General features: G+C 59.1%; 21 protein-coding genes. 8 read left to right on the top strand and 13 right to left on the bottom strand.

The genetic code is table 11. The features are described 5' to 3' along the window. Positions 1-55 precede the first annotated feature (55 nt). Positions 56-691: a hypothetical protein gene (locus LGH74_RS04315; protein ID WP_226172507.1), complete on the top strand. Its 636-nt coding sequence runs from the start codon at positions 56-58 to the stop codon at positions 689-691. A 22-nt stretch (positions 692-713) separates the two neighbouring features. Further along, the gene (locus LGH74_RS04320; protein WP_226172510.1) at positions 714-1,460 is read left to right on the top strand and encodes a hypothetical protein; all 747 of its coding nucleotides are present in this window, start codon (positions 714-716) and stop codon (positions 1,458-1,460) included. A gap of 83 nt (positions 1,461-1,543) precedes the next feature. Here LGH74_RS04320 and LGH74_RS04325 read toward each other — a convergent pair whose 3' ends face one another. The 3 genes from LGH74_RS04325 to LGH74_RS04335 form a co-directional block, all read right to left on the bottom strand. Continuing rightward, positions 1,544-1,903 (bottom strand): hypothetical protein, encoded by a 360-nt coding sequence (locus LGH74_RS04325; RefSeq protein ID WP_226172513.1) that lies wholly within the window; start codon positions 1,901-1,903, stop codon positions 1,544-1,546. Positions 1,904-1,939: 36 nt separating this feature from the next. Then, positions 1,940-2,362: a hypothetical protein gene (locus tag LGH74_RS04330; protein WP_226172516.1), complete on the bottom strand. Its 423-nt coding sequence runs from the start codon at positions 2,360-2,362 to the stop codon at positions 1,940-1,942. A gap of 124 nt (positions 2,363-2,486) precedes the next feature. Further along, on the bottom strand, positions 2,487-2,948 hold the full coding sequence (locus LGH74_RS04335) for a DUF4268 domain-containing protein (protein ID WP_226172519.1): 462 nt from the start codon (positions 2,946-2,948) through the stop codon (positions 2,487-2,489). A 207-nt stretch (positions 2,949-3,155) separates the two neighbouring features. Here LGH74_RS04335 and LGH74_RS04340 point away from each other — a divergent pair, with 207 nt between their 5' ends. Further along, entirely contained in the window at positions 3,156-3,509 is a 354-nt protein-coding gene (locus LGH74_RS04340; protein WP_226172522.1) for an HIRAN domain-containing protein, read from the top strand. Between the two features lie 93 nt (positions 3,510-3,602). On the opposite strand, the gene LGH74_RS04345 is transcribed toward LGH74_RS04340, so the two are convergent. Then, complete coding sequence (locus LGH74_RS04345) at positions 3,603-4,610, bottom strand: hypothetical protein (RefSeq protein ID WP_226172524.1); 1,008 nt, start codon at positions 4,608-4,610, stop codon at positions 3,603-3,605. Between the two features lie 193 nt (positions 4,611-4,803). On the opposite strand from LGH74_RS04345, the gene ruvB reads away from it, so the two are divergent. Both ruvB and queG read left to right on the top strand, forming a co-directional pair. Next, positions 4,804-5,859, top strand: coding sequence for a Holliday junction branch migration DNA helicase RuvB (ruvB, locus tag LGH74_RS04350; protein WP_226172527.1), 1,056 nt, complete (start codon positions 4,804-4,806; stop codon positions 5,857-5,859). A 223-nt stretch (positions 5,860-6,082) separates the two neighbouring features. After that, positions 6,083-7,048 carry a tRNA epoxyqueuosine(34) reductase QueG gene (gene queG, locus LGH74_RS04355; RefSeq protein ID WP_226172529.1) on the top strand — a complete coding sequence of 322 codons (966 nt, stop codon included), beginning with the start codon at positions 6,083-6,085 and terminating at the stop codon, positions 7,046-7,048. A gap of 18 nt (positions 7,049-7,066) precedes the next feature. Here queG and LGH74_RS04360 read toward each other — a convergent pair whose 3' ends face one another. The 5 genes from LGH74_RS04360 to LGH74_RS04380 all read right to left on the bottom strand — a co-directional run bounded on the left by LGH74_RS04360 (position 7,067) and on the right by LGH74_RS04380 (position 10,887). Continuing rightward, on the bottom strand, positions 7,067-7,270 hold the full coding sequence (locus LGH74_RS04360) for a hypothetical protein (RefSeq protein WP_226172532.1): 204 nt from the start codon (positions 7,268-7,270) through the stop codon (positions 7,067-7,069). 235 nt (positions 7,271-7,505) lie between these two features. Then, positions 7,506-8,384, bottom strand: a complete 879-nt coding sequence (locus LGH74_RS04365; protein WP_226172534.1) for a ferritin-like domain-containing protein — start codon at positions 8,382-8,384, stop codon at positions 7,506-7,508. A 29-nt stretch (positions 8,385-8,413) separates the two neighbouring features. Next, on the bottom strand, positions 8,414-9,115 hold the full coding sequence (locus LGH74_RS04370) for a ferritin-like domain-containing protein (RefSeq protein WP_226172536.1): 702 nt from the start codon (positions 9,113-9,115) through the stop codon (positions 8,414-8,416). Between the two features lie 208 nt (positions 9,116-9,323). After that, positions 9,324-10,136, bottom strand: a complete 813-nt coding sequence (locus LGH74_RS04375) for a ferritin-like domain-containing protein (protein WP_226172538.1) — start codon at positions 10,134-10,136, stop codon at positions 9,324-9,326. Positions 10,137-10,164: 28 nt separating this feature from the next. Further along, entirely contained in the window at positions 10,165-10,887 is a 723-nt protein-coding gene (locus tag LGH74_RS04380) for a ferritin-like domain-containing protein (protein WP_226172540.1), read from the bottom strand. A gap of 327 nt (positions 10,888-11,214) precedes the next feature. On the opposite strand from LGH74_RS04380, the gene LGH74_RS04385 reads away from it, so the two are divergent. The 3 genes from LGH74_RS04385 (at position 11,215) to LGH74_RS04395 (ending at position 14,623) form a co-directional block, all read left to right on the top strand. After that, positions 11,215-12,633, top strand: coding sequence for a BatD family protein (locus LGH74_RS04385; RefSeq protein ID WP_226172542.1), 1,419 nt, complete (start codon positions 11,215-11,217; stop codon positions 12,631-12,633). Positions 12,634-12,765: 132 nt separating this feature from the next. Then, complete coding sequence (aroC, locus tag LGH74_RS04390) at positions 12,766-13,842, top strand: chorismate synthase (RefSeq protein WP_226172544.1); 1,077 nt, start codon at positions 12,766-12,768, stop codon at positions 13,840-13,842. A 154-nt stretch (positions 13,843-13,996) separates the two neighbouring features. Then, positions 13,997-14,623, top strand: coding sequence for a NifU family protein (locus LGH74_RS04395; protein ID WP_226172546.1), 627 nt, complete (start codon positions 13,997-13,999; stop codon positions 14,621-14,623). Positions 14,624-14,713: 90 nt separating this feature from the next. Here the strand turns inward: LGH74_RS04395 and LGH74_RS04400 are convergent, their stop codons facing one another. The 4 genes from LGH74_RS04400 to LGH74_RS04415 all read right to left on the bottom strand — a co-directional run bounded on the left by LGH74_RS04400 (position 14,714) and on the right by LGH74_RS04415 (position 18,591). After that, complete coding sequence (locus LGH74_RS04400) at positions 14,714-16,435, bottom strand: T9SS type B sorting domain-containing protein (protein ID WP_226172549.1); 1,722 nt, start codon at positions 16,433-16,435, stop codon at positions 14,714-14,716. 290 nt (positions 16,436-16,725) lie between these two features. Beyond that, positions 16,726-17,631, bottom strand: coding sequence for a DUF5777 family beta-barrel protein (locus LGH74_RS04405; RefSeq protein ID WP_226172552.1), 906 nt, complete (start codon positions 17,629-17,631; stop codon positions 16,726-16,728). Positions 17,632-17,639: 8 nt separating this feature from the next. Beyond that, positions 17,640-18,212: a YceI family protein gene (locus tag LGH74_RS04410; RefSeq protein ID WP_226172554.1), complete on the bottom strand. Its 573-nt coding sequence runs from the start codon at positions 18,210-18,212 to the stop codon at positions 17,640-17,642. Positions 18,213-18,219: 7 nt separating this feature from the next. Next, the gene (locus LGH74_RS04415) at positions 18,220-18,591 is read right to left on the bottom strand and encodes a c-type cytochrome (protein WP_226172556.1); all 372 of its coding nucleotides are present in this window, start codon (positions 18,589-18,591) and stop codon (positions 18,220-18,222) included. Between the last annotated feature and the right edge of the window lie 19 nt (positions 18,592-18,610).

Below are 18,610 nucleotides of genomic sequence, written 5' to 3' on the forward strand. Positions count from 1 at the left end.
CTCCAAGAATTCCACTGCCTTCGCCTGAGCAAGCTATGTTACCTGCACAGATACGATGAAGACGATACAATACTGCCTTGGGCTGTTAAGTGCTGCGGGGCTGGTATCGGCCCAGCCAGCCCCCGACCAGCAGCGGGCACTGGTCAATACCATTCTGGAAGAGCTGGAACCTCAGGCCATGACGCTGGTGCAGCGCGGCCCGAACGGCCGGTATCAGCTGCAGCCCAAACAGCCCCCGGTGCTGCGCTTGCTGCTGCTCGACCGGAGCTATACCGGACTGGCTGGTCGGCTCCTGCTGGCCGCCGACGATACTCCGTACAACCAGCGCCTCCGCCAGCATTTCTCCGCCGACGACCTACTGTACATGCGGCGGCAGCTGACGATGACCAGCTTCTTCCGTCACCAGCAAGCCACTATTCCGCAGCCCTGGGTGCGGGTGCTGCCAATGGATACACTTCGAGCCCTGCGGCAGCGGCTGGGGTGGCAGGCCGAGTTTCGCTTCACCGATTCGCTTGCGCAGCGCTATGGCAGCTACACCACTTTCGCTATCAGCAAGCCCTTGTTTTCCGAAGACCACACGCGCGCTTTGGTGAACGTTGCGGCCGGTTCCGACACCAGCACCTGCGTCTACCAGAAAACCGGTACCCGCTGGCGCAGGAAAGAAGTGCTGTATATCGTCATCAGCGACTAACCTGAATTGTGCTTCTAACGCTATGCCATCATTTCGATTGGTAATCCTTTGCGCCTTTACCGCCATGCTGCTGCTTACCGGCTGCTCGTCGGCTACTGATGCCCCGGCCGGCTGGTGGAGCCACACCAACAAGGACGCTGCCGCAGCGCCGTACCTCCACCACCATCGGGCGCGGGTCGAAGCGCGTGCTGTGGTGCCTGATACGACCCTGCACCGCTTCGTGCGCGGCCTGCTGGCCCAGGGCCTACTAGTGCCCGGAGCGGACCCACGCACGACATTTTTCGCCGGTAACACCTTCCTTGACCGTGCGCCCGCGCAGCTGCCACCAAACGAAAAGTGTGAGGAGTGCTACGGGCCTGACCTGTCGGGCAACCTGCTGGGCGAGCTGGTCAGGCAGGGGCAGCTACCGGCTGCCGACAGTGCCTTCATGCGCCGGCAGCTGGCTTCAGCCGTGGAGTTTCGCCTGCGCCCGTCCTTGCTGCCTGGCTTCCAGATCGTGCCCGTCGATACGTTGTGGGCAATCAGAAAACGCCTGCCGGAGGAAGTAAGAAACCAGCAGGCTAGGGTCGTATTGGGAGAAAGATATAAGACACGCTACTTCTTTTACGTCAGCCGACCTTTGTTCTCGCGCGACCTGCAAACGGCCATTGTTGACATCAGCCTTTTTTGCGGTGGCGTAGGTGCATGTGGTGGCAGTACCACGTACGTTCTTCGCCGGGAAAAAGGCTTTTGGCGTATCGTGCAGGAGCATGAGCGGTGGGTCAGCTAAGCGCCGTACTTCTCCAAGAGGGCCCAAACAAAAAGCCGCTCCCGAATCCCGGAGCGGCTTTTCTTTTTTAAAAAATCGGTATTTCAGCGCCGTTCCAGCAGATACGTAGCCGTGCGCACCACATCCGGGCCCAGCAGCGGGTGCTGCAGATCGGGGGTGCTGGTTTCGGTGTGCTGCATCTGTACCACCGACCAGCCCTGCTGATGCAGCTCATTCAGCTTCACTACCAGCAGCGCTTGGTACTTGTAGTCGCCCTTGGCTTTGGTGGTCATTTTCTCCTCCGTTACTTCGCCGTTCGGTGCAATCATCACCAGCGTGGGTTTGCCCGAGCTGGCGTGTACCGTCAGTTCCATGTATTCGGGGGCGGCGGCCGTTTTGGGATAGAAAGCCCAGGTGCCTAGGGCCATGGCTAGTAGCGCCGGCACGGCGAGAATCTTTTTCATATCGTCGACTGCAATAGTGAGGTAAAGAGCCGGCAGTTATTGCGCAGCCGCGTCCTTGCGAAACAGGTAGCGGGTCGTAAAGCCCTCCTGCGTGGTACTTACCAGCTGCCAGCCCTGGGCGCTAAGCTCGTTTACCTTCCGGGTTTCGGCCTGAAACAGCAGGTTGCGGCTGTAGCGCACGCGCCGTTCAGAATTGCCGGTTGAATCGGGAGAGAAACGGCTGATGCTGCCGTTGATAGTGCGCTTGGGATAAAGGCTGGCGTTTACCTGTATTTCCTCCGTTTTGAATGTGCCATCGGGTTCCACAACGGTTAGGGAGGAGCGGCGGTTGGCGTCGAAATCGTTGCCGTCAATTTCGCGCACCAGCATCAGGTAGCGGGAAGGGGTGGGTTGGCGCTGGGCCAGGGCCGCGCTGGTCGTGAGCAGCAGCAGGCCCAATAAGCTGGTAATCTTTACCATGTAACAGAAAAGTTAGGATGAAAAGATAATACACGTCCACACAGCCCTCCCGCGGGCACTGCTGGCGCAGAAATCAGGCCAGATACCCGTTCCGTACTATATTCCAACCAAGGAATGCAAAGGACTACCGGAGCTCGTCGAAAGCGTACTGAGCCGTGCTCCAAAACTCGTCGAGGGCTATCAATCGGGGCTTGAAGAAGGAAATCAGCGCGGGCCAGTCGTCGCGGCTGAACATATTCACCGGCCGTAGCTCCCGGTAGATGCGGCTGATCTGCTGGCCGTTTTCGTCTTCAAAGTGCTGCTCCCAGGTCCAGGTTTCGCCCAGGCTTTCCTCCAGCATCAGTTTTAATTCCCGGAACTGCTCAAAAAACAGCTCCCGCACGCCCGCATCGGAGTGCGTCAGGTCGATACTGATGGTAGCGTGGCGCACGTCGGCCCGCAGGCGGAAATACACGTGCTTGAGGCCGGTTTTGTAGTTAATCCAGTTGGTGGGCACTCCTTCGGCCGAGGGCACCGGGGCCATATACTGCCCAAACGTCGTCCAGAAGGCCTGGCGCAGCTGGGCTGCTTCGGTTTTGCTATACATCTACTGGCTAAGAAATGGGAGAGTGCCTGAGAAAAATGAAAGGGCGTGCTATTGCGTTGTAATACCGTTTTTGGCCGGAAACTGTTGGAATGAAACCTCTCGGAGAAGAACTCAGGCCCAGCTACAATACGCCAGTGGGCCAGCCAGCGAAAGCAGAGAGCGGGCCGAAAAAATAGAAACATAGCGGGAGTCGCGTAAATTGGCCCCATGACGACTGCTCCCACTTCTTCCCCCGACGGCCTGATTCTGCTCGAATGCCTGGTAGCCGGCACCACCCACCGCGAAAAGCTCAAGCAGCACGAGCCCAAGCTTTACGTGGGCCAGGCCCTGGAACTGGTCCGCGAAGCCGACAGCAAATACGACGACTGGGCCGTGAAAGTGCTGACCACCGAGGCCGAAGGCGGCATCTGGCTGGGCTACCTGCCCGAAGTGCGCAACGAAACCAGTGCCCGTCTGCTCGATGCCGGTTATCACCTCACGGCCCGCCTCACCCACAAAGTATGGGATGAAGACTGGCTGCAGCTCGAAATAGAAGTGCTGTTGCCCACGCCGCTGCAATAACAGCCACTGCACATTGTAGAGACGCATAATTGCGTCTTGATCATTGCCCGAATTCTACCAACGGCGCGGCTGTAGAGACGCAACTAGGCGTTTCTACAGCAAATCCGTGAGGTCGGCAATTTCCTGGCGGGCCTGGGCTATTTCATCGGCGTCGTCGAAGTTGGCCTGCACCCATTCCGTGAAGCCGCTCACCATTTCGCCCACCGCCTGCCGGCTGGTCATGGGCGCCCGGCCGGTGGTTTCGGGGCTGGGCGCAGCCTCGGGCTCCCCGATACCCATAAAGTCTTCCAGCCCCAGCGTGGCCAGCACATCCGTCACGAACACTAGTCCGCACACCTGCATGGCCTGGTAGAGCAGCACCAGCTCGGGCATGGTGAGGGCCAGCTGGTCGCCGGGCTGCAGCGTGCCCAGTCGGCCCGACATCAGCTCCAGCTGCTCGGGCTGCAGGGCCGGCATGCGCGCCACGGCATGAATGAAAGGCAGATCGGTATCCGTGGGCAGGCTGAACACGAGCAGCACCGCCAGCCGGATCATCTGCAGCTGCGGGTCGTTGAAGCGCACGGTAGCTACCGTGAGCAGCACTGCCGGTTCGGTGCCAACTTCCACGGCGTCGCTGTGCAGAAAAAAGGCCTGCTCGATATGTAGCCGGTGCTGGCCCAGCTGCCCGGCCACGGCGCGGTCGGTTTCGGCCAGGTGCTGTTCTACCGAGCCCAGAAACGTTTCGCTCAGCTCCAGGCAGTAGGCTTTGATAGCCGCAATCTGCTCTTCCGAGACGTACATCTGCTGCTGCACAAAGCGCAGCACCGGCTCGGCTAGGGAAGTATCGAGGCCCAGCCGGCCTAGCAGCAGCATGTCGTAGACTAGGGCGGGCTGCTGGTGCAGGGCTTCGAGCAGCTGCTCCTGGCTCTGAATCGTGTTCAGCTCGGCTACCTTGGCGGCATCGAGCGGCGTGTGGGCCGCCAACTGCTGCACCAGCTCGGTGCCGGGGCGGCTGAAAAGCTCGGCGCACACCATACCGTGCAGGGAAAGGCAGTGAGCCAGCTGGTCGTAGAAGTCAAGGGGCAGCTGGGTAAGCCAGGTATCGGAGAGGGAAAACGTCATCGGAAAGGCAGATAAGGCCGCAAGTAGCTAAGAAAGCCTTATTTCCAGGCAACTATCGGCCAACAATACCGATATTGCTAATATAAGTAGTAGCAAAGGTGAAAAAAATACCGGATTTTACTAAAAAAGGGGAGCATTTCGGGCCTCGAAAGCGTTACCTTTATTCAACGCAACAACTGAATATAGTCCTGCTATGCGCGAACCATTCATGACCGGTGGCAACGACCACATGGAATCCGGGGAGAAGGAGATTGACAAGGCCCTGCGCCCGCTCAGCTTCGCCGATTTCACGGGCCAGGCCAAAATAGTCGACAACCTGCAGATCTTCGTGGGTGCCGCCAAGCAGCGCGGTGAGGCCCTCGACCACGTATTGCTGCACGGCCCACCCGGCCTGGGCAAAACAACTTTGTCGCACATCATTGCCAACGAGCTGGGCGCGGGCATCAAGATGACCTCGGGCCCGGTGCTCGACAAACCCTCGGACCTGGCCGGCCTGCTCACCAACCTCGACCCGCACGATGTGCTGTTCATTGATGAGATTCACCGGCTGAACCCTGTGGTGGAAGAGTACTTGTACTCGGCCATGGAGGACTACCGCATCGACATTCTGCTCGATTCGGGCCCGAATGCCCGCTCGGTGCAGATTTCGTTGAGCCCGTTTACGCTCATCGGGGCCACTACGCGCTCCGGCATGCTTACCTCGCCGCTGCGGGCCCGCTTCGGCATCAGCTCCCGCCTGGAGTACTACGACGCCAAGCTGCTGACCGACATTGTGATGCGCTCGGCCGAAATCCTGGCCACGCCGATTCATGAGGATGCGGCCTTCGAAATTGCCCGCCGTTCGCGCGGTACCCCGCGGATTGCCAACAACCTGCTGCGCCGCACCCGCGACTTTGCCCAGATCAAAGGTACCGGCACCATCACCGTCGATATTGCCCAGTTTGCCCTTAATGCCCTCGACGTGGACGCCCGCGGCCTCGACGACATGGACAAGCGCATCCTGAACACCATCATCGACAAGTTCAAGGGTGGGCCCGTGGGCATCAGCACCATTGCTACGGCCTGCGGCGAGGAAGCCGAAACCATCGAGGAAGTCTACGAGCCGTTCCTGATTCAGGAAGGCTACCTCAAGCGCACCAGCCGGGGCCGCGAAGCCACCGAAGCTGCCTACAAGCACCTCGGCAAGCTTATGCCCCAGCACCTACGCGGCAACTCCCCTGGGGATTTGTTCGGCGGGCAGGACGAGTAAAGGTTAGCTTATTTCGGCTGTCATCCTTAGCAGAGCAAAGGACCTTCCTCATCTGAGTGACAAGCTATATTAAGTGTGAAAAAGCCCTTTTCCAGCGGATGGAAGAGGGCTTTTTGTGCTAGTAATAGCTGCCGTGGGGTAGGTGAGGAAGGTCCTTCGCTCTGCTCAGGATGACAGACGGGAAGGAAAGCCGTATTTTTGTAGTCAGCTATTCACGAAAATCATGCTCCCCACCGCCCAGTACACTGCTTTCATCAAGCGCCGCGCGGCGGAGCTGGGCTTTATGTACTGCGGCATTTCTGAGGCCGGCTTTCTGGAAGAGGAAGCCCCGCGGCTGGAAAGCTGGCTAAACCGGAACATGAACGGCAAGATGAGCTACATGGCCAACCACTTCGACAAGCGCCTCGACCCGCGCCTGCTCGTAGACGGGGCCAAGTCGGTTATTTCGCTGCTATTGAACTACTACCCGGCCCCGGAAGACCAGCAGCCGGAGGATACGCTCAAGATCAGCAAGTACGCCTACGGCCGCGACTACCACTTCGTCATCAAAGACAAGTTGAAGGAGCTGCTGCACGACATGCAGGCGGAAATAGGGGAGGTGGGCGGTCGGGTTTTCGTCGATTCGGCGCCGGTGATGGATAAAGTCTGGGCTAAGAAGAGCGGGCTGGGCTGGGTGGGCAAAAACTCCAACCTGATTACGCCCGGCGTGGGCTCGTTCTACTTCATTGCCGAGCTAATCGTGGACGTAGCCCTGGACTACGATGGCCCCATCAAGGACTACTGCGGCACCTGCACCAAGTGCGTGGATGCCTGCCCCACCGACGCCATTACCAACCCCTACGTAGTAGACGGCAGCAAGTGCATCAGCTACTTCACCATTGAGCTGAAAGACCAGATTCCGATGGAAGTGGCGGGCAAGTTTGGCAACTGGGTGTTCGGCTGCGACATCTGCCAGGACGTGTGCCCCTGGAACCGTTTTGCTAAGCCCCACCAGGAGCCGCAGTTTCGGCCCCACGCCCAACTGCCCCACCTGAAGGCCAACGACTGGCAGGAAATAACGCACGAGCTGTTTACGGAGCTGTTCCGGCAGTCGGCGGTGAAGCGCACGGGCTATGCCGGCCTGACACGAAACATCCGCTTCGTCGTGGACGAAGCGGATGCTCAAATTGGGTTGCCAGAAGACGAATAATAGGGAAAGAGAAAGAGCTTAAAGCGTACCGGTCGGGGCAGCCGTAACGAACACGCGGTTCAGGATGCGGCGGTAGATTTTGGCAAACTGTTGGTAGCACCAGGCTTTCAGCTCGGCCAGCTCGGCCGGGACGAGCATGCGCAGTGCTTTGCGCAGCTCTTTCTCAAATAGAATTTTGTCGAAACTGACTTTTAGCAGGATGGTTTTAGCGTATTCCAGCATCGGTCAAGGTTGTTTTGGGTAGGTTGGGAAGTGTAGATTGGGGAGCAGAACTGAGTATACGAGAGCCGCTAAAAAAGCTGCGGCCACAGAGGTGGAAAGCATCAACTTTATTGAAAGATACAAGAATAAGTTTTGATAGTGCAAGCTGAGCAGGCTTTTTAATCTTTTCTTAATACAAAAAAAAGAACGGTCGAAACCGTTCTTTCAAACTCGCCTCAAAGAAGGGTTTGAGTGCCTATACGTAGATAAAAAGGCTGGCTATGTTGCTGGCAGTAGTTGCCGTCATCGGTTCGTCGAAAGCCTCCCCTAGGCTGATGGTCACCTGCTCTTTGGTACCCGTCAGGATCTGGGAAGTATCGGTGGGGAAATAGTTTACCAGATCAATCAGGCCCTGGCGAGCTACTTCTTCACCGGCGTATACCGCATCGGTAACCCCAGGCGTGGTGATGACCTCATCCCGGGTGCTGATCCAGTTGCGGACGTTGGCCCCGAGCAGCGTGCGGCGCATCCCGCGAATGTGCGCGGCATGACGAGCTTCCACGGCGTGAATCCGGAGCGCGCCTTCCAGCAGGTCGTTATCAGTAGCGAGAGTTTCTACCTGGCCTTTATAGGCCCGCACACCGGTGTCTTCCAGCAGCTGCGCCACTTTCAGGAAGGTGCCGAAGTTCTGAAACACGTCGGCATACAGAGCAGGCCGGGTGTTGTTTTTGCTGCCAGTGAAATCAAACTTGGGCTTGGCCGGTACTGCCACGCCCGAATCAGCCAGCACCTTTTGCAGAAACGTTACGTGGTCTTGCTCGTGCTGGGCAATAGCCTGAAAAACGGTCCGGGTGTTGCCGGGAAACACAAGGCTGGTAGAGGCCAGTGCCCGGGTGTAGAAGTCACTTTCCAGGTATTCCAGAGTCAGGGCCAGGCTAAAGGCGTCGACGATGGTAGCGGCCCGGCGGCCGTAGGCTTTTTGCAGTACGGTGCCGAAGGCCAGCGGTACGGCCGCTGCTACGGCCCGCCGGCCGGTTTGGCCCAGGCTGGCCAGCACGCCCCGGCGGCCACTGATTCGCTCGTAGGAATCGGGGTCGACAGCGGACAGGTCAGCGAGTAATTTCAGGATATTCATGACAGAGAATCGTAAGAGCAAAAACCCGCTTAGGACGTCGGCAAATCGGCGATGATAACAAGGAAGGGCGTGAACTTGGCAATGGCCTCCACTACCTGCGCGGGCGTGAGGGCCGTAGCCGCACCCGTAAATGGTCCGCTGGTTTCAACTACATCCGCGAAAGGGGAAAGCTGAAGCAAGTCCCGGATAAAGGCCGCGTGACGAGCCTCCACAGAAGCTATTTTGCTGAGCTGGCCCAGGGTGGCTTTGGTCGTGAGGAGCTTACCAGCGCCGTTGTAGGCAGCCACTCCCACGTCCTCAAACGTACGAGCCGCCGCCAGCACCGAGGCGCGCGAGGTAAAGCTGATCGACGTGAAATCAAACGTCATGGTGGGAATACCACTGGTGCCAAGTACCTGCTTGAAAAACTCGCGGTGAATCACTTCATGGTCGCGCAGCTCGGTGAAAGCCGCCAACTCGGCCGGGGTAAAGTCGGTGGGCGGCGAGTCGAGTACCTTTTGGTAAAAGGCCGCTTCCAGCTGTTCCAGCAGATAAGCATAGTTTAGCACGCCAATGTCGCCGGAGCCTAAGTTGAGTGTACCGGGCGTCGATAGGTCAGGAGCGACAGGGTCGTCGGCACAGCCGGCCAGTACCAGCGTAGAAGCCGCTACGGTAGCGCCGGCTACCCGGAAGAAGGAGCGGCGGCGCATGGTGCGGGCCAGAAAGGAAGAGGAAACAGCAGACTCGGACATTAGCTAGGAATATGCCAGCGAAAAGATGCAGCCACTTTATAGGGAATAAGCAGCCTCTGCAAAGGTACTCCGATAAACCGGGATGCACCAAGGAGAAGAGTAACGCGGGTTTGGAAAAGTTGCGTGCGTTACCGCTGGTTATTAAATAAAAACGGCTGACTCCGTGTTGGAGTCAGCCGTTTTATGAGTTGCTTTTTGAGCCGGATGCTTAGGCACCGATCAGGCCACCGGCGCGCGAGGCGTCGGTTACTTCAGCCATCGTCAGAATTTCATCGAACGAAGCAGCTGCATCGGTAGCGCTATAGCCAGCGCCGAGCTTGGTGATATCAACACCCGACTGCGTGGTATTGCTTTCGGGAATGGCACCGGTGTATACCGGACCGAGCGGAGCGGGCAGGCTCGAATCGGAGGCCGGAATCCAGGACGGCTGAGCACGCATGGTGCGGATGTGCGCCGCGTGGCGAGCTTCGACCGAGTGAATCTGGAGGGCTACCTGGAGCAGGTTGGTGGTACCAGCCATGGCACCCATCAGGTTGCCAGCCTGGCCTTTGTAGGCCCGCACGCCGGTGTCTTCCAGCGCCTGAGCATAGGCTAGCTGCGTGGCATAGTCGGCGGGGAATACCGACGACTTAAACTTGATGCCGGTTACGGGAGTGCCGCCTAGTGCCTTGATAGTAGCATCCAACAGCTTTACGTGGGCCGTTTCGTGCTGTTTGATCAGGGTAATGGCTGCGGCCGGAGCACCGGTTGGTACCTGACCGGCGGCAATCATCTTGGCGTAAAAATCCTCTTCCAGCAGCTCCAGCGTCTGGGCGTAATTCAGGACTTCAATAACCGAGGGCTTGGTGGTCTGGCCGTAGGCCTTCTGGAATAGCGAGGCTACGAAAACCGGAGCAGCCGCCAGGGCACCCTTCTTGGCGGTTTCGCCCAGGGTTTTGAAAACAGCCCGACGGGAATCGAAGCGGCCCAGGACATCGGCGTCTACCTCCGACAATTGCTCAATGATGCGAAATATGTTCATGATATGGAGTCGTTAAACGGAGGAGAAACTATTTGCCAACGCTGGTGGCATCCAGCTTTTCTTTGATGAAGGCCTGAGCAGCACTGATAACGTCTACGGGCTCCATAGCCTTGTCTAGGCCGGTGGTAGCGTCGATGATAGAGGAATCAGCGAAAGTGCCGTTGGATATCAAGTCACGCACATACGCCGCGTGGCGAGCTTCCACCGATACGATCTGACCGGCAATAACCAGGTAAGCAGCCGTCTTCAGGTATTTGCCGGCGCCGTTGTAGGCAGCTACGCCAAGGTCTTCGAACGTGCGGGCCGTTTCCAGCACCGACTGGCGGCTGGTGAAGGTGATTTTCGAGAAGTCGGGGGTCAGATCCTGAATGATCTTGCCGGGAGCGTCACGGTTGATGGCCGCCTTGAAAAAGTCGCGGTGAATAGCTTCGTGGGCGGCTACCTGGGTGAAATACGCCAACTCACCGGTTTTGAAATCCGTGGCGGGAGTTTTTACTACAGCGGCGTAGAAAGCTGCTTCCAGCTGCTCTAGGGCGTAAGCATAGTTGAGCACACCCACGTCGCCCGAGCCCAAGCTCACCGTTCCGTTGGGGGTTACCGTGTCGTCATCGTCGCTGCAGCCCGAGAGCAGCAGGGCCGTAGCGCCAGCCGTAGCGCCGGCATACATGAAGAAAGAGCGTCTTTTAATCGGAACGTAGAGAGGCTGGGCAAAACCGGCCTCATCCTCACTGGAGTTGATGATCTTGGACATGGGAGGAAGTGATAAGGGTGAAAAGGAAAGTAAAGGCAAAGCGCGGCCAGCACGGCCCAAAAGCCGTTTTTGTAGAATGCCGCCCAGAAGTTTTTGGGGTTATTTGCGGTGATTTACGGCGCAGCTCCAAAACCGGATTGGTATTGTCCGGAAATTTCTTTATAAACAAAAGGGTATATAGCCGGGCTGATAGCGCCCATAGTGGCGTTTCTAGACTGGTAGCAAGGTTTTTACGTAGCTTTGCGGCCTCTTTTTCTTTGTCGGATGGTTGGTAAAGTATGCCTGTTTTTTTTGCTGCTCCTGGTTTGCTTCCTCGCAAGTCACGGTGTGAAGGCGCAGGCAACGGCGGCAGCGCAGGCCGATATCGTGCTGGGGCGCACCTCGTTTCCGGTCAACGACTACTTCCTGATCAGCTTTCGGCTGCGGGGCGCGCCGCTGGAGCGCTACTCACCCTTTCCCGACATTGAGGGCTTCAAGAAAAGCAGCAAGTCGAGCACTACCACCACGCGTATCGTGGGCGGGCAGACGTCCACGGAGCTGACCATTACGCAGCGCTACGCGGCCTATGCCGAAGGAGAGTTTGAGCTGAAGCCTTTTTCGATGACCGTGAACGGCCTGGCGGTGCAGTCGGCCGGGGCCAAGCTGCAGGTGCTGCCCCAGCAGGCGGCTCCCACCGCGCCGCCGGCTGGGGGCGCCATTCAGGGCCTGGGGCTGCTCGACAAGCTCTTTGGCAAGCCCAAACCCCAGGAGTATATCGAACCGCACGACAACGCCTTTCTGGCCCTGGTGCCCGATAAAACGGCGGTGTATGTGGGCGAAGGCGTGCACGTGGGGCTGTATTTCTACCTCACCCCCGCCGACCAAGGCCTGCTGAGCTTCTACAACTTTGGCGGGCAGCTGCCCGATATTTTGCAGCTGATGCGGCAGCGCACGGCCTGGGAAGAGCCTTTCAACGAGCAGGAAATAGTGCCCGAAACCGTGGTGGCCGGCGGCAAAACCTACCTGCGCTATCGGCTCTACGAGGCCGAATATTACCCGCTCAATACCCAGCCGCTCACCTTTCCGGAAGTGCCGCTACAGATGGTGAAATACCGGGTGGCCAAGAAACCCGAAGCTGGCCTTGACAACCGCATGGAAGGCTTTAAAACTTACCGCACCACGGCCCGCACCATTACTGTGAAGCCCCTGCCGCCTCATCCCTTGCGTGACCAAGTGCCCGTAGGCGACTACCACCTGCGTGAGGCCATCAACCGCACCACTTTTCGCACCGGGCAGGCTTTCATGTATTCCTTCACGGTGGAAGGCGAGGGCAACTTGGCAGCCTTGGCGGCTCCCGTGCCGCAGGTACTGGCTGGCGTGGAAGTGTACGGGCCCGACACGGAGCTGGGTATTACGCGCCAGGCCGGGCGGGTGGGCGGCACCAAGCGGTTTCAGTACCGCCTCATTGCCCGCCAGCCAGGCGTGCTGGCCCTGGACAGCATCTTCTCACTGGTCATATTCAACCCCACTACCGCTCGCTACGACACGCTGCGGGCCGAGGTGAAGCCTGACGTGAAAGGTAACGCGAGCAGCGCCGGCAGCTTCACGGCGCGGCCCGACGACCCGTTTTACCGCGAGGTGCTCAACTCGGCCGACAACTCGCTGCAGCCGCTCGATGCCTACGTCGATGTGAAGCGCTACGCCAACTACATTCTGCTAGCGCTGGCACTGCTGGCCGTGTTTGGGTGGTGGCGCAGCGGGCGCTGAAGCCGGAGCGGTGGCAGGGTAGCCGACTGGTTTTCTGCCGGAACGGCCGGGTTTTGCGCGTTGGCTCTGAAACACCCTGTTCAAACCAAGTTTTAGCGGTTTCTTTGCGGCACCAGAACTGAATTTTTGCCCATGAATAGCTTCGGCACTTTATTCCGCATTACCACCTTCGGCGAGTCGCATGGGCCGGGTATCGGCGTTGTTATTGATGGCTGTCCGGCCGGTATTGCCGTCGAGGTAGCCGCTATTCAGCAGGCACTGGACCGGCGGCGCCCGGGGCAGTCGGAGCTGACGACGCCGCGGAGCGAGGCCGACCAGGTAGAGGTGCTGTCGGGCATTTTCGGGGGCCAGACCACCGGTACGCCCATCGGCCTCTTCATCCGCAACCAGGACCAGGCCAGCCACGATTACTCCCACATCGAACACGCCTACCGCCCCTCGCATGCCGACTATACCTACGACCAGAAATACGGCCGGCGCGATTACCGGGGTGGGGGCCGCAGCTCAGCCCGCGAAACGGCTGCCCGCGTAGCCGCCGGGGCCATTGCCGCGCAATTTCTGGCCCAGCACGGCATCACGGCGCTCAGCTATGTGTCGCAGGTGGGGGCCGTGGCCGTGCCCGTGGGCTACGAGCAGCTCGATCTGAGCTTAATTGAAAGTAACATGGTGCGCTGCCCTCACCCCGAAACGGCCGAGCAGATGACCACGCTGATCCGCCAGACCCGCGACCGGCAGGATACCGTGGGCGGCCTCGTGACGGGCGTGGTGCTGGGCGTGCCCGCCGGCCTCGGCGAGCCAGTATTCGATAAGCTGCACGCCGAGCTGGGCAAGGCTATGCTAAGCATCAACGCCGTGAAGGGCTTCGAATACGGCTCCGGCTTTGCCGGCACGCTGCTATTTGGCTCCGAGCACAACGACGCTTTTTATACCGACGAGCAGGGCGCCGTGCGTACGCGCACCAACCATTCGGGCGGTATTCAGGGCGGTATTTCCAACGGGCAGGATATTTATTTCCGGGTTGCCTTCAAGCCCGTGGCTACTATTTTGCAGCCTCAGCCTACCATCAACGACCAGGGCGAAGCTATTACGCTGGCCGGCAAAGGCCGCCACGACCCCTGCGTGCTGCCCCGCGCCGTGCCCATTGTGGATGCCATGACCAACTTGGTAGTGGCCGACATGCTGCTGCGGGCCCGGGCCAACAAAGCCTAGCACCAGCACCCGACGGCTACTCCACTGTAGCCGGAAACGCAACAGCTTGCGTACCTTTGGAACATATCGGCGGTGGCACGGTTTTACCGCCGCCGCTGTTACTCTACTCAGCGCCTTCTTCGCGTCTTCATATTCGTCTCCAAGTCTTTCAAACATGGCTGATACCCTCACTTCGCCCGCTGCCCCGGTTTCCATTTACGCCGAAGCCAGCCCCAACCCCGAATCCATGAAATTCGTGCTCAACACCCAGCTACTAAGCGACGGGGTGAGCGTGGATTATCCGAACCTGGAGGCCGCCGCCAACTCGCCGCTGGCCCAGGAGCTGTTCAATTTCGACTACGTGGGGCGCGTATTTATTGCCTCCAACTTCGTCACCATCACCAAAACTTCCGACCTCACCTGGACGCACCTCATCCCCGAGCTGCGCACCTTCCTGAAGTCGTACGTGGAGGCGGGCGGCCCCATCTTCACCGTAGACCCCGCCGCGGAGCAGAAAGCCGCCCAGCATGCCGCCGCTACCGGCGACGCCTCCGAGCAGGATCAGCAGATCAGCCAGAAGGTTATCGACCTGCTCGAAAACTACGTGCGCCCCGCCGTGGAACAGGATGGCGGCAACATCACCTTTCGTTCGTACAAGGCCGGCGTAGTTACCGTAAACTTGCAGGGCTCGTGCTCGGGCTGCCCCTCAGCCACCGTCACGCTCAAGTCCGGCATCGAAAACCTGCTCAAGCGCATGGTGCCCGAAGTAACCGAAGTAGTGGCCGAAGGCATTACGGTGTAGCTTTTCTTTGAGGCAATAGCTTTGCCTTATCCAAGTTGCAAAACGCTCCGGCCACAAGCCGGAGCGTTTTTTTGTGGCTTAATGCACCGGCTAACGAACCACCTCCAGCCAGCCTTTGACTAACGCGCCACCGGCCGGCACTACATAATAATAGTACATGCCGGTAGGCAAACCCGCCGCATCCCAATCTTGCTGGTAGTGCGTGCTGGTATACACCTGTTGTCCCCAGCGGTTAAAAATGTACAGCGCTAAGTCTGTCACAGGGGCGTTGCTAAACCGGAATACGTCGTTTTTTTTGTCCCCATTGGGGGTAATAATATTCGGGATGGTGAAGGCTGCGGTGGTAAAGACCGAGTCGGGCGGATCAACCGGATCAACGGCGCTACTGCTATAATGAGCCACGAAGGCGTTGGAGAACAACGTGTGCTTATTGGCCAGCGTGATAGTTCCAAACTGTGCCGTGGGCCAGCCGATGTAGCCGGCAATGGTGAAGTTGTTGCTGTCTTTTTGATAGAAGCCCCGCACCCCGTCGTTGCCCGGGCCGCCGGCTTGCTGAAAGCGGGTCCACTGGCCGGCAGCCGACAGCTGGGCTACGTAAATGTCGTTGCCGCCTGCACTGCTCGGGGTAAAAGAGCCAAAAGAGGCGCGGCCAGTGAAATAACCGGCCACCGTCACCGAGCCATCGGCGTTTGGCACAATGCGGATAGCCGCGTCGCTGTCGGGGCTGCCGGCCCGCACGGCCTGGGTCCAGGTGCCCGCACGGTCGAGCCGGGCCACGTAGGCATCGGGGTATGTGCCCGTGTTGTCGGTATTGAGTAGCGTGAAGCTGCCGATGGCGGTGGAAGGCCCATTAAAACTGCCGGCCACCACCAGGCTGCCATCCGCTGCCAGGGCAATGTCGCTCACGGAGTCGTAGTTGGGGCCGCCGGCGCGCAAAGCTGCTATCCAGGTGCCAGCAGGGCTTAGCCGCGCCACAAATACGTCGGTTTCCTGGCCAGTATTTTGGAGGTCAATGGCGCCAAAGCTAGACACAGCACTGAAGAAGTTGCCGGCCACCACAAAGGTCCCATCGGGCTCCATCACCAGGTCAGTGGGATAATCATGGCTGGGGCCGCCCGCGCGCACGGCCTGCACCCAGGCTCCCGAACGGTTGAGGCGGGCTACAAAGACGTCGTCGCTGGCAAAGCCACCGGTTCCAACGTAGGCATTGGGGAGCTGAAACGGCCCAAACGAAGCCACGGCGCTGGCAAATTTCCCGCCCACTACCACGTTGCCCTGATTATCGAGGGCCATGTTCATCACGCCGTCAATGGAATTGCCGCCCGCGCGCACGGCCTGCACCCACGTGCCGGCCTGGTTTAGCCGCGCCACGAAAACATCCTCCGAGTTTCCGAAGTTGTCGGCGTTGATCAGTCGGAACGAACCAAAATCAATGGCCCGGCCCGAGAAGGAGCCTCCCACCACCACCGTTCCGTCGGCTTCTATCAACAAGGCGGAAACCAGGCAGGCGTTGCCACTGCCGGCGCGCACGGCCTGCAGCCAGTTGCCCGAGTTGTCGAGCCGGGCCACAAATACATCCGCCGGCCCCGAGCTGGTCAGCGTGAACCGGCCTAGCGTGATGGTACCGGAAAAATAGCCTGCCACAACGGTAGTGCCGTCTTTATCCGGCACCATAGCCGTTACTTCGGAAGCACTGATGGGGGTGTTGCCCGGCGCTACGGCCCATTGCCAGGTTTGGGCGGCACTGCTGTATGGCAGCAACCCCAGCAACCAGACGAGGCCCATAAAGCGGGTAGGCGGTAAGTATTTCATTGGAGCAATATATTCTGTAATGATATTCTGTCGGGTCTGGTCAGCAAGCCTCTCTCGTTTGTGATGGAGAAGAGTCCGGCTTTCCTCATAAAACTCCTAAAAGGACGCCAATAATACTGGAAAAGCGTTTCGGCCATGGCCGAAACGCTTCAAATAATTTGGGTAAGGATACGCTACTGCCGGCCGGGTCTTATGGGTGGCGGAATAGGTTTGAGCGGCCAAGGATGGGGCTGTCGACAATCGAAAAAATAAATTTGATTGTCGACAGCACTTGCGGGCTTATGGGTGGCTTACCGACTCTTCACCGTAAAGGCCCGGCTCACGTTGAAGCCGAAGTAGATGTCGCCGTCGAAGAAGTTGCCGGTGGTACGGGGTACAAACAGGCTTTCCATCATGCCCTGGGCGTTGGTGAAGTGCAGCTGAAACACGTGGCCCCCGGTTTCGATGTCGATGCCCACGCCCAAGGCGTTGCGCATATCGTCGGCGGTGGCGCCGGGCAGCAGGTAGAAGTAGTCGGCGGTGAGGGCCAGGCGCTTCGTTATTTTCTGGCGCACGGCCGCACCCAGCGCGTACACGTCGTTCTGGTCGCGGGTCGTTTCCACGAAGTTGCGGTGTACGAGCGTGGGCATGAACTGCACCGACAGATTGGAGCTGAATTTGCGCGCAATCAGGGCCTGGTAGGTGTAAGCCAGGCGGGTGCTGGTGGTGCGCTCCGGCTCCCGAAATTTCAACGACGTGAGGGCCGAGCTGGCCAGCAGCGTTACCGAAACCGGCATGGCGTGCGTGCCACTGCTCTGGCGCAGGGCCTTGTATTTGACGAACCCGTCGAAGGTTTTTTCCTGGGAGCTGCGGCCCACGCCCAGCGCCAGCCGATCCGTCAGGCCATACTCGAAGCTGAGGCGCAGCACAGCCTGGTCGAGCCCGAAGAAGTTGTAGGCCCCGCTGTTGAGCGTACCGAAGCGGTGCTGAATTAGAAACAGCAGCGTGCCTTCGCCGGGCGTCTCAATCGACTGGCTGTTGATGATGTGGGTGCCCTTGAAGGTGGCCTGGGTGTAGTTGGGCCCGGGAGTCTGAGTGCTGTCAGCGGCTTTTTTCTCCAGTTCCTGCAGCAACTCATCCTGGGCCAGTGCGGGCGTGCCGCACACGAGCAGTAGGCTGCAGCACAGGCTCCAGCCAATAAAACGAAGGGTAGTCATCGGTAGCATCATCGGGAAAGGGGCGTTTGGGGCTGGCTGGCTGGCGCACAGTCGAAGGTCACGGTCACAGCTACCGTTTTGGCAATATTGTCGCGGACCAGGGCCGGAATTTCAATGTTGTAGTCAGCCGGGGCCACGGCAAACTTCGATTTGATCAGCAGCCGTCCATCCTTCAGCTCCAGCGTGCCCGGCACCCGCACCCGGCGCTTCACTCCGTGAATGGTCAGGTCGCCATCTACCTGCACCGACTGGGAGCCGGCCTGCCGCAGCTGCTCGGCCTGAAAGTTCAGCACCTGGCCCGCAAACGTGGCCCGCGGGTACTTATCCGACTCCACATAGTTCTCGTTGAAGTGCTCCTGCATCAGGGTGCGCTTGAACTGAAACGACTTCATGGGTACGCTGAAGGCTACCTGCCCGGTGCTCATATCGAGCACGCCGGCCGTTTGGGTACTACGGGCTTCGATGTCTTCAATGGGCGTGCCGGAGAAGAAGGTAATCAGCCCGGCGCGGGTAGAGTATTTCTGCTGAGCCCCGGCTACCAGCGGCAACAAGCTCAACGCGAGTAAGAAAAGACGTTTCATGGCCGTGCTAGTTGTTGGGAGCCTTGTCGTCGACCCACTTTTTGATGCGGGCAATGTCGCAGTCGGAGAGCTTGGGCATACCCTGGGGCATGGGGTCGAAGCCGTTGGCGTGGCTCACCACACCTACCAGCAGCCCGTTGTCGGCGTAGCGCTTCACCTGGGCGTAGGAGTCCAGCGCCACGTTGCCCGAGGGTAGCTGCGTGTTGTGACAGGTGCGGCAGTTCTGGGCCAGAATCGGCGCAATGGTCGTGGCGTAGGTCGTACTGGCTACCTCACAATCCGGGGTAGGCTGGTTGGCAAACAGCTCTTCGGCATTGTCGTAGGCGCAGCTGCTGAGCATAGCTAGTCCGCCAACCAGAAAAAGTACTGGGCGTAGCATAGAAACAGGAAAGAAAACG

Source organism: Hymenobacter lucidus (genome assembly GCF_020447265.1).
Classification (GTDB): domain Bacteria; phylum Bacteroidota; class Bacteroidia; order Cytophagales; family Hymenobacteraceae; genus Hymenobacter; species Hymenobacter lucidus.

Bases quoted from the DNA above. Each gene is read 5' to 3' on its own strand.
- LGH74_RS04340 (WP_226172522.1), top strand. From the start codon at position 3,156: ATGACGACTGCTCCCACTTCTTCCCCCGACGGCCTGATTCTGCTCGAA.
- LGH74_RS04330 (WP_226172516.1), bottom strand. From the start codon at position 2,362: ATGGTAAAGATTACCAGCTTATTGGGCCTGCTGCTGCTCACGACCAGC.
- LGH74_RS04320 (WP_226172510.1), top strand. From the start codon at position 714: ATGCCATCATTTCGATTGGTAATCCTTTGCGCCTTTACCGCCATGCTG.
- LGH74_RS04360 (WP_226172532.1), bottom strand. From the start codon at position 7,270: ATGCTGGAATACGCTAAAACCATCCTGCTAAAAGTCAGTTTCGACAAA.
- LGH74_RS04375 (WP_226172538.1), bottom strand. From the start codon at position 10,136: ATGAACATATTTCGCATCATTGAGCAATTGTCGGAGGTAGACGCCGAT.
- LGH74_RS04415 (WP_226172556.1), bottom strand. From the start codon at position 18,591: ATGCTACGCCCAGTACTTTTTCTGGTTGGCGGACTAGCTATGCTCAGC.
- LGH74_RS04325 (WP_226172513.1), bottom strand. From the start codon at position 1,903: ATGAAAAAGATTCTCGCCGTGCCGGCGCTACTAGCCATGGCCCTAGGC.
- LGH74_RS04335 (WP_226172519.1), bottom strand. From the start codon at position 2,948: ATGTATAGCAAAACCGAAGCAGCCCAGCTGCGCCAGGCCTTCTGGACG.
- LGH74_RS04380 (WP_226172540.1), bottom strand. From the start codon at position 10,887: ATGTCCAAGATCATCAACTCCAGTGAGGATGAGGCCGGTTTTGCCCAG.
- LGH74_RS04410 (WP_226172554.1), bottom strand. From the start codon at position 18,212: ATGAAACGTCTTTTCTTACTCGCGTTGAGCTTGTTGCCGCTGGTAGCC.
- LGH74_RS04400 (WP_226172549.1), bottom strand. From the start codon at position 16,435: ATGAAATACTTACCGCCTACCCGCTTTATGGGCCTCGTCTGGTTGCTG.
- aroC (WP_226172544.1), top strand. From the start codon at position 12,766: ATGAATAGCTTCGGCACTTTATTCCGCATTACCACCTTCGGCGAGTCG.
- LGH74_RS04370 (WP_226172536.1), bottom strand. From the start codon at position 9,115: ATGTCCGAGTCTGCTGTTTCCTCTTCCTTTCTGGCCCGCACCATGCGC.
- LGH74_RS04365 (WP_226172534.1), bottom strand. From the start codon at position 8,384: ATGAATATCCTGAAATTACTCGCTGACCTGTCCGCTGTCGACCCCGAT.
- ruvB (WP_226172527.1), top strand. From the start codon at position 4,804: ATGCGCGAACCATTCATGACCGGTGGCAACGACCACATGGAATCCGGG.
- LGH74_RS04395 (WP_226172546.1), top strand. From the start codon at position 13,997: ATGGCTGATACCCTCACTTCGCCCGCTGCCCCGGTTTCCATTTACGCC.
- queG (WP_226172529.1), top strand. From the start codon at position 6,083: ATGCTCCCCACCGCCCAGTACACTGCTTTCATCAAGCGCCGCGCGGCG.
- LGH74_RS04405 (WP_226172552.1), bottom strand. From the start codon at position 17,631: ATGACTACCCTTCGTTTTATTGGCTGGAGCCTGTGCTGCAGCCTACTG.
- LGH74_RS04315 (WP_226172507.1), top strand. From the start codon at position 56: ATGAAGACGATACAATACTGCCTTGGGCTGTTAAGTGCTGCGGGGCTG.
- LGH74_RS04345 (WP_226172524.1), bottom strand. From the start codon at position 4,610: ATGACGTTTTCCCTCTCCGATACCTGGCTTACCCAGCTGCCCCTTGAC.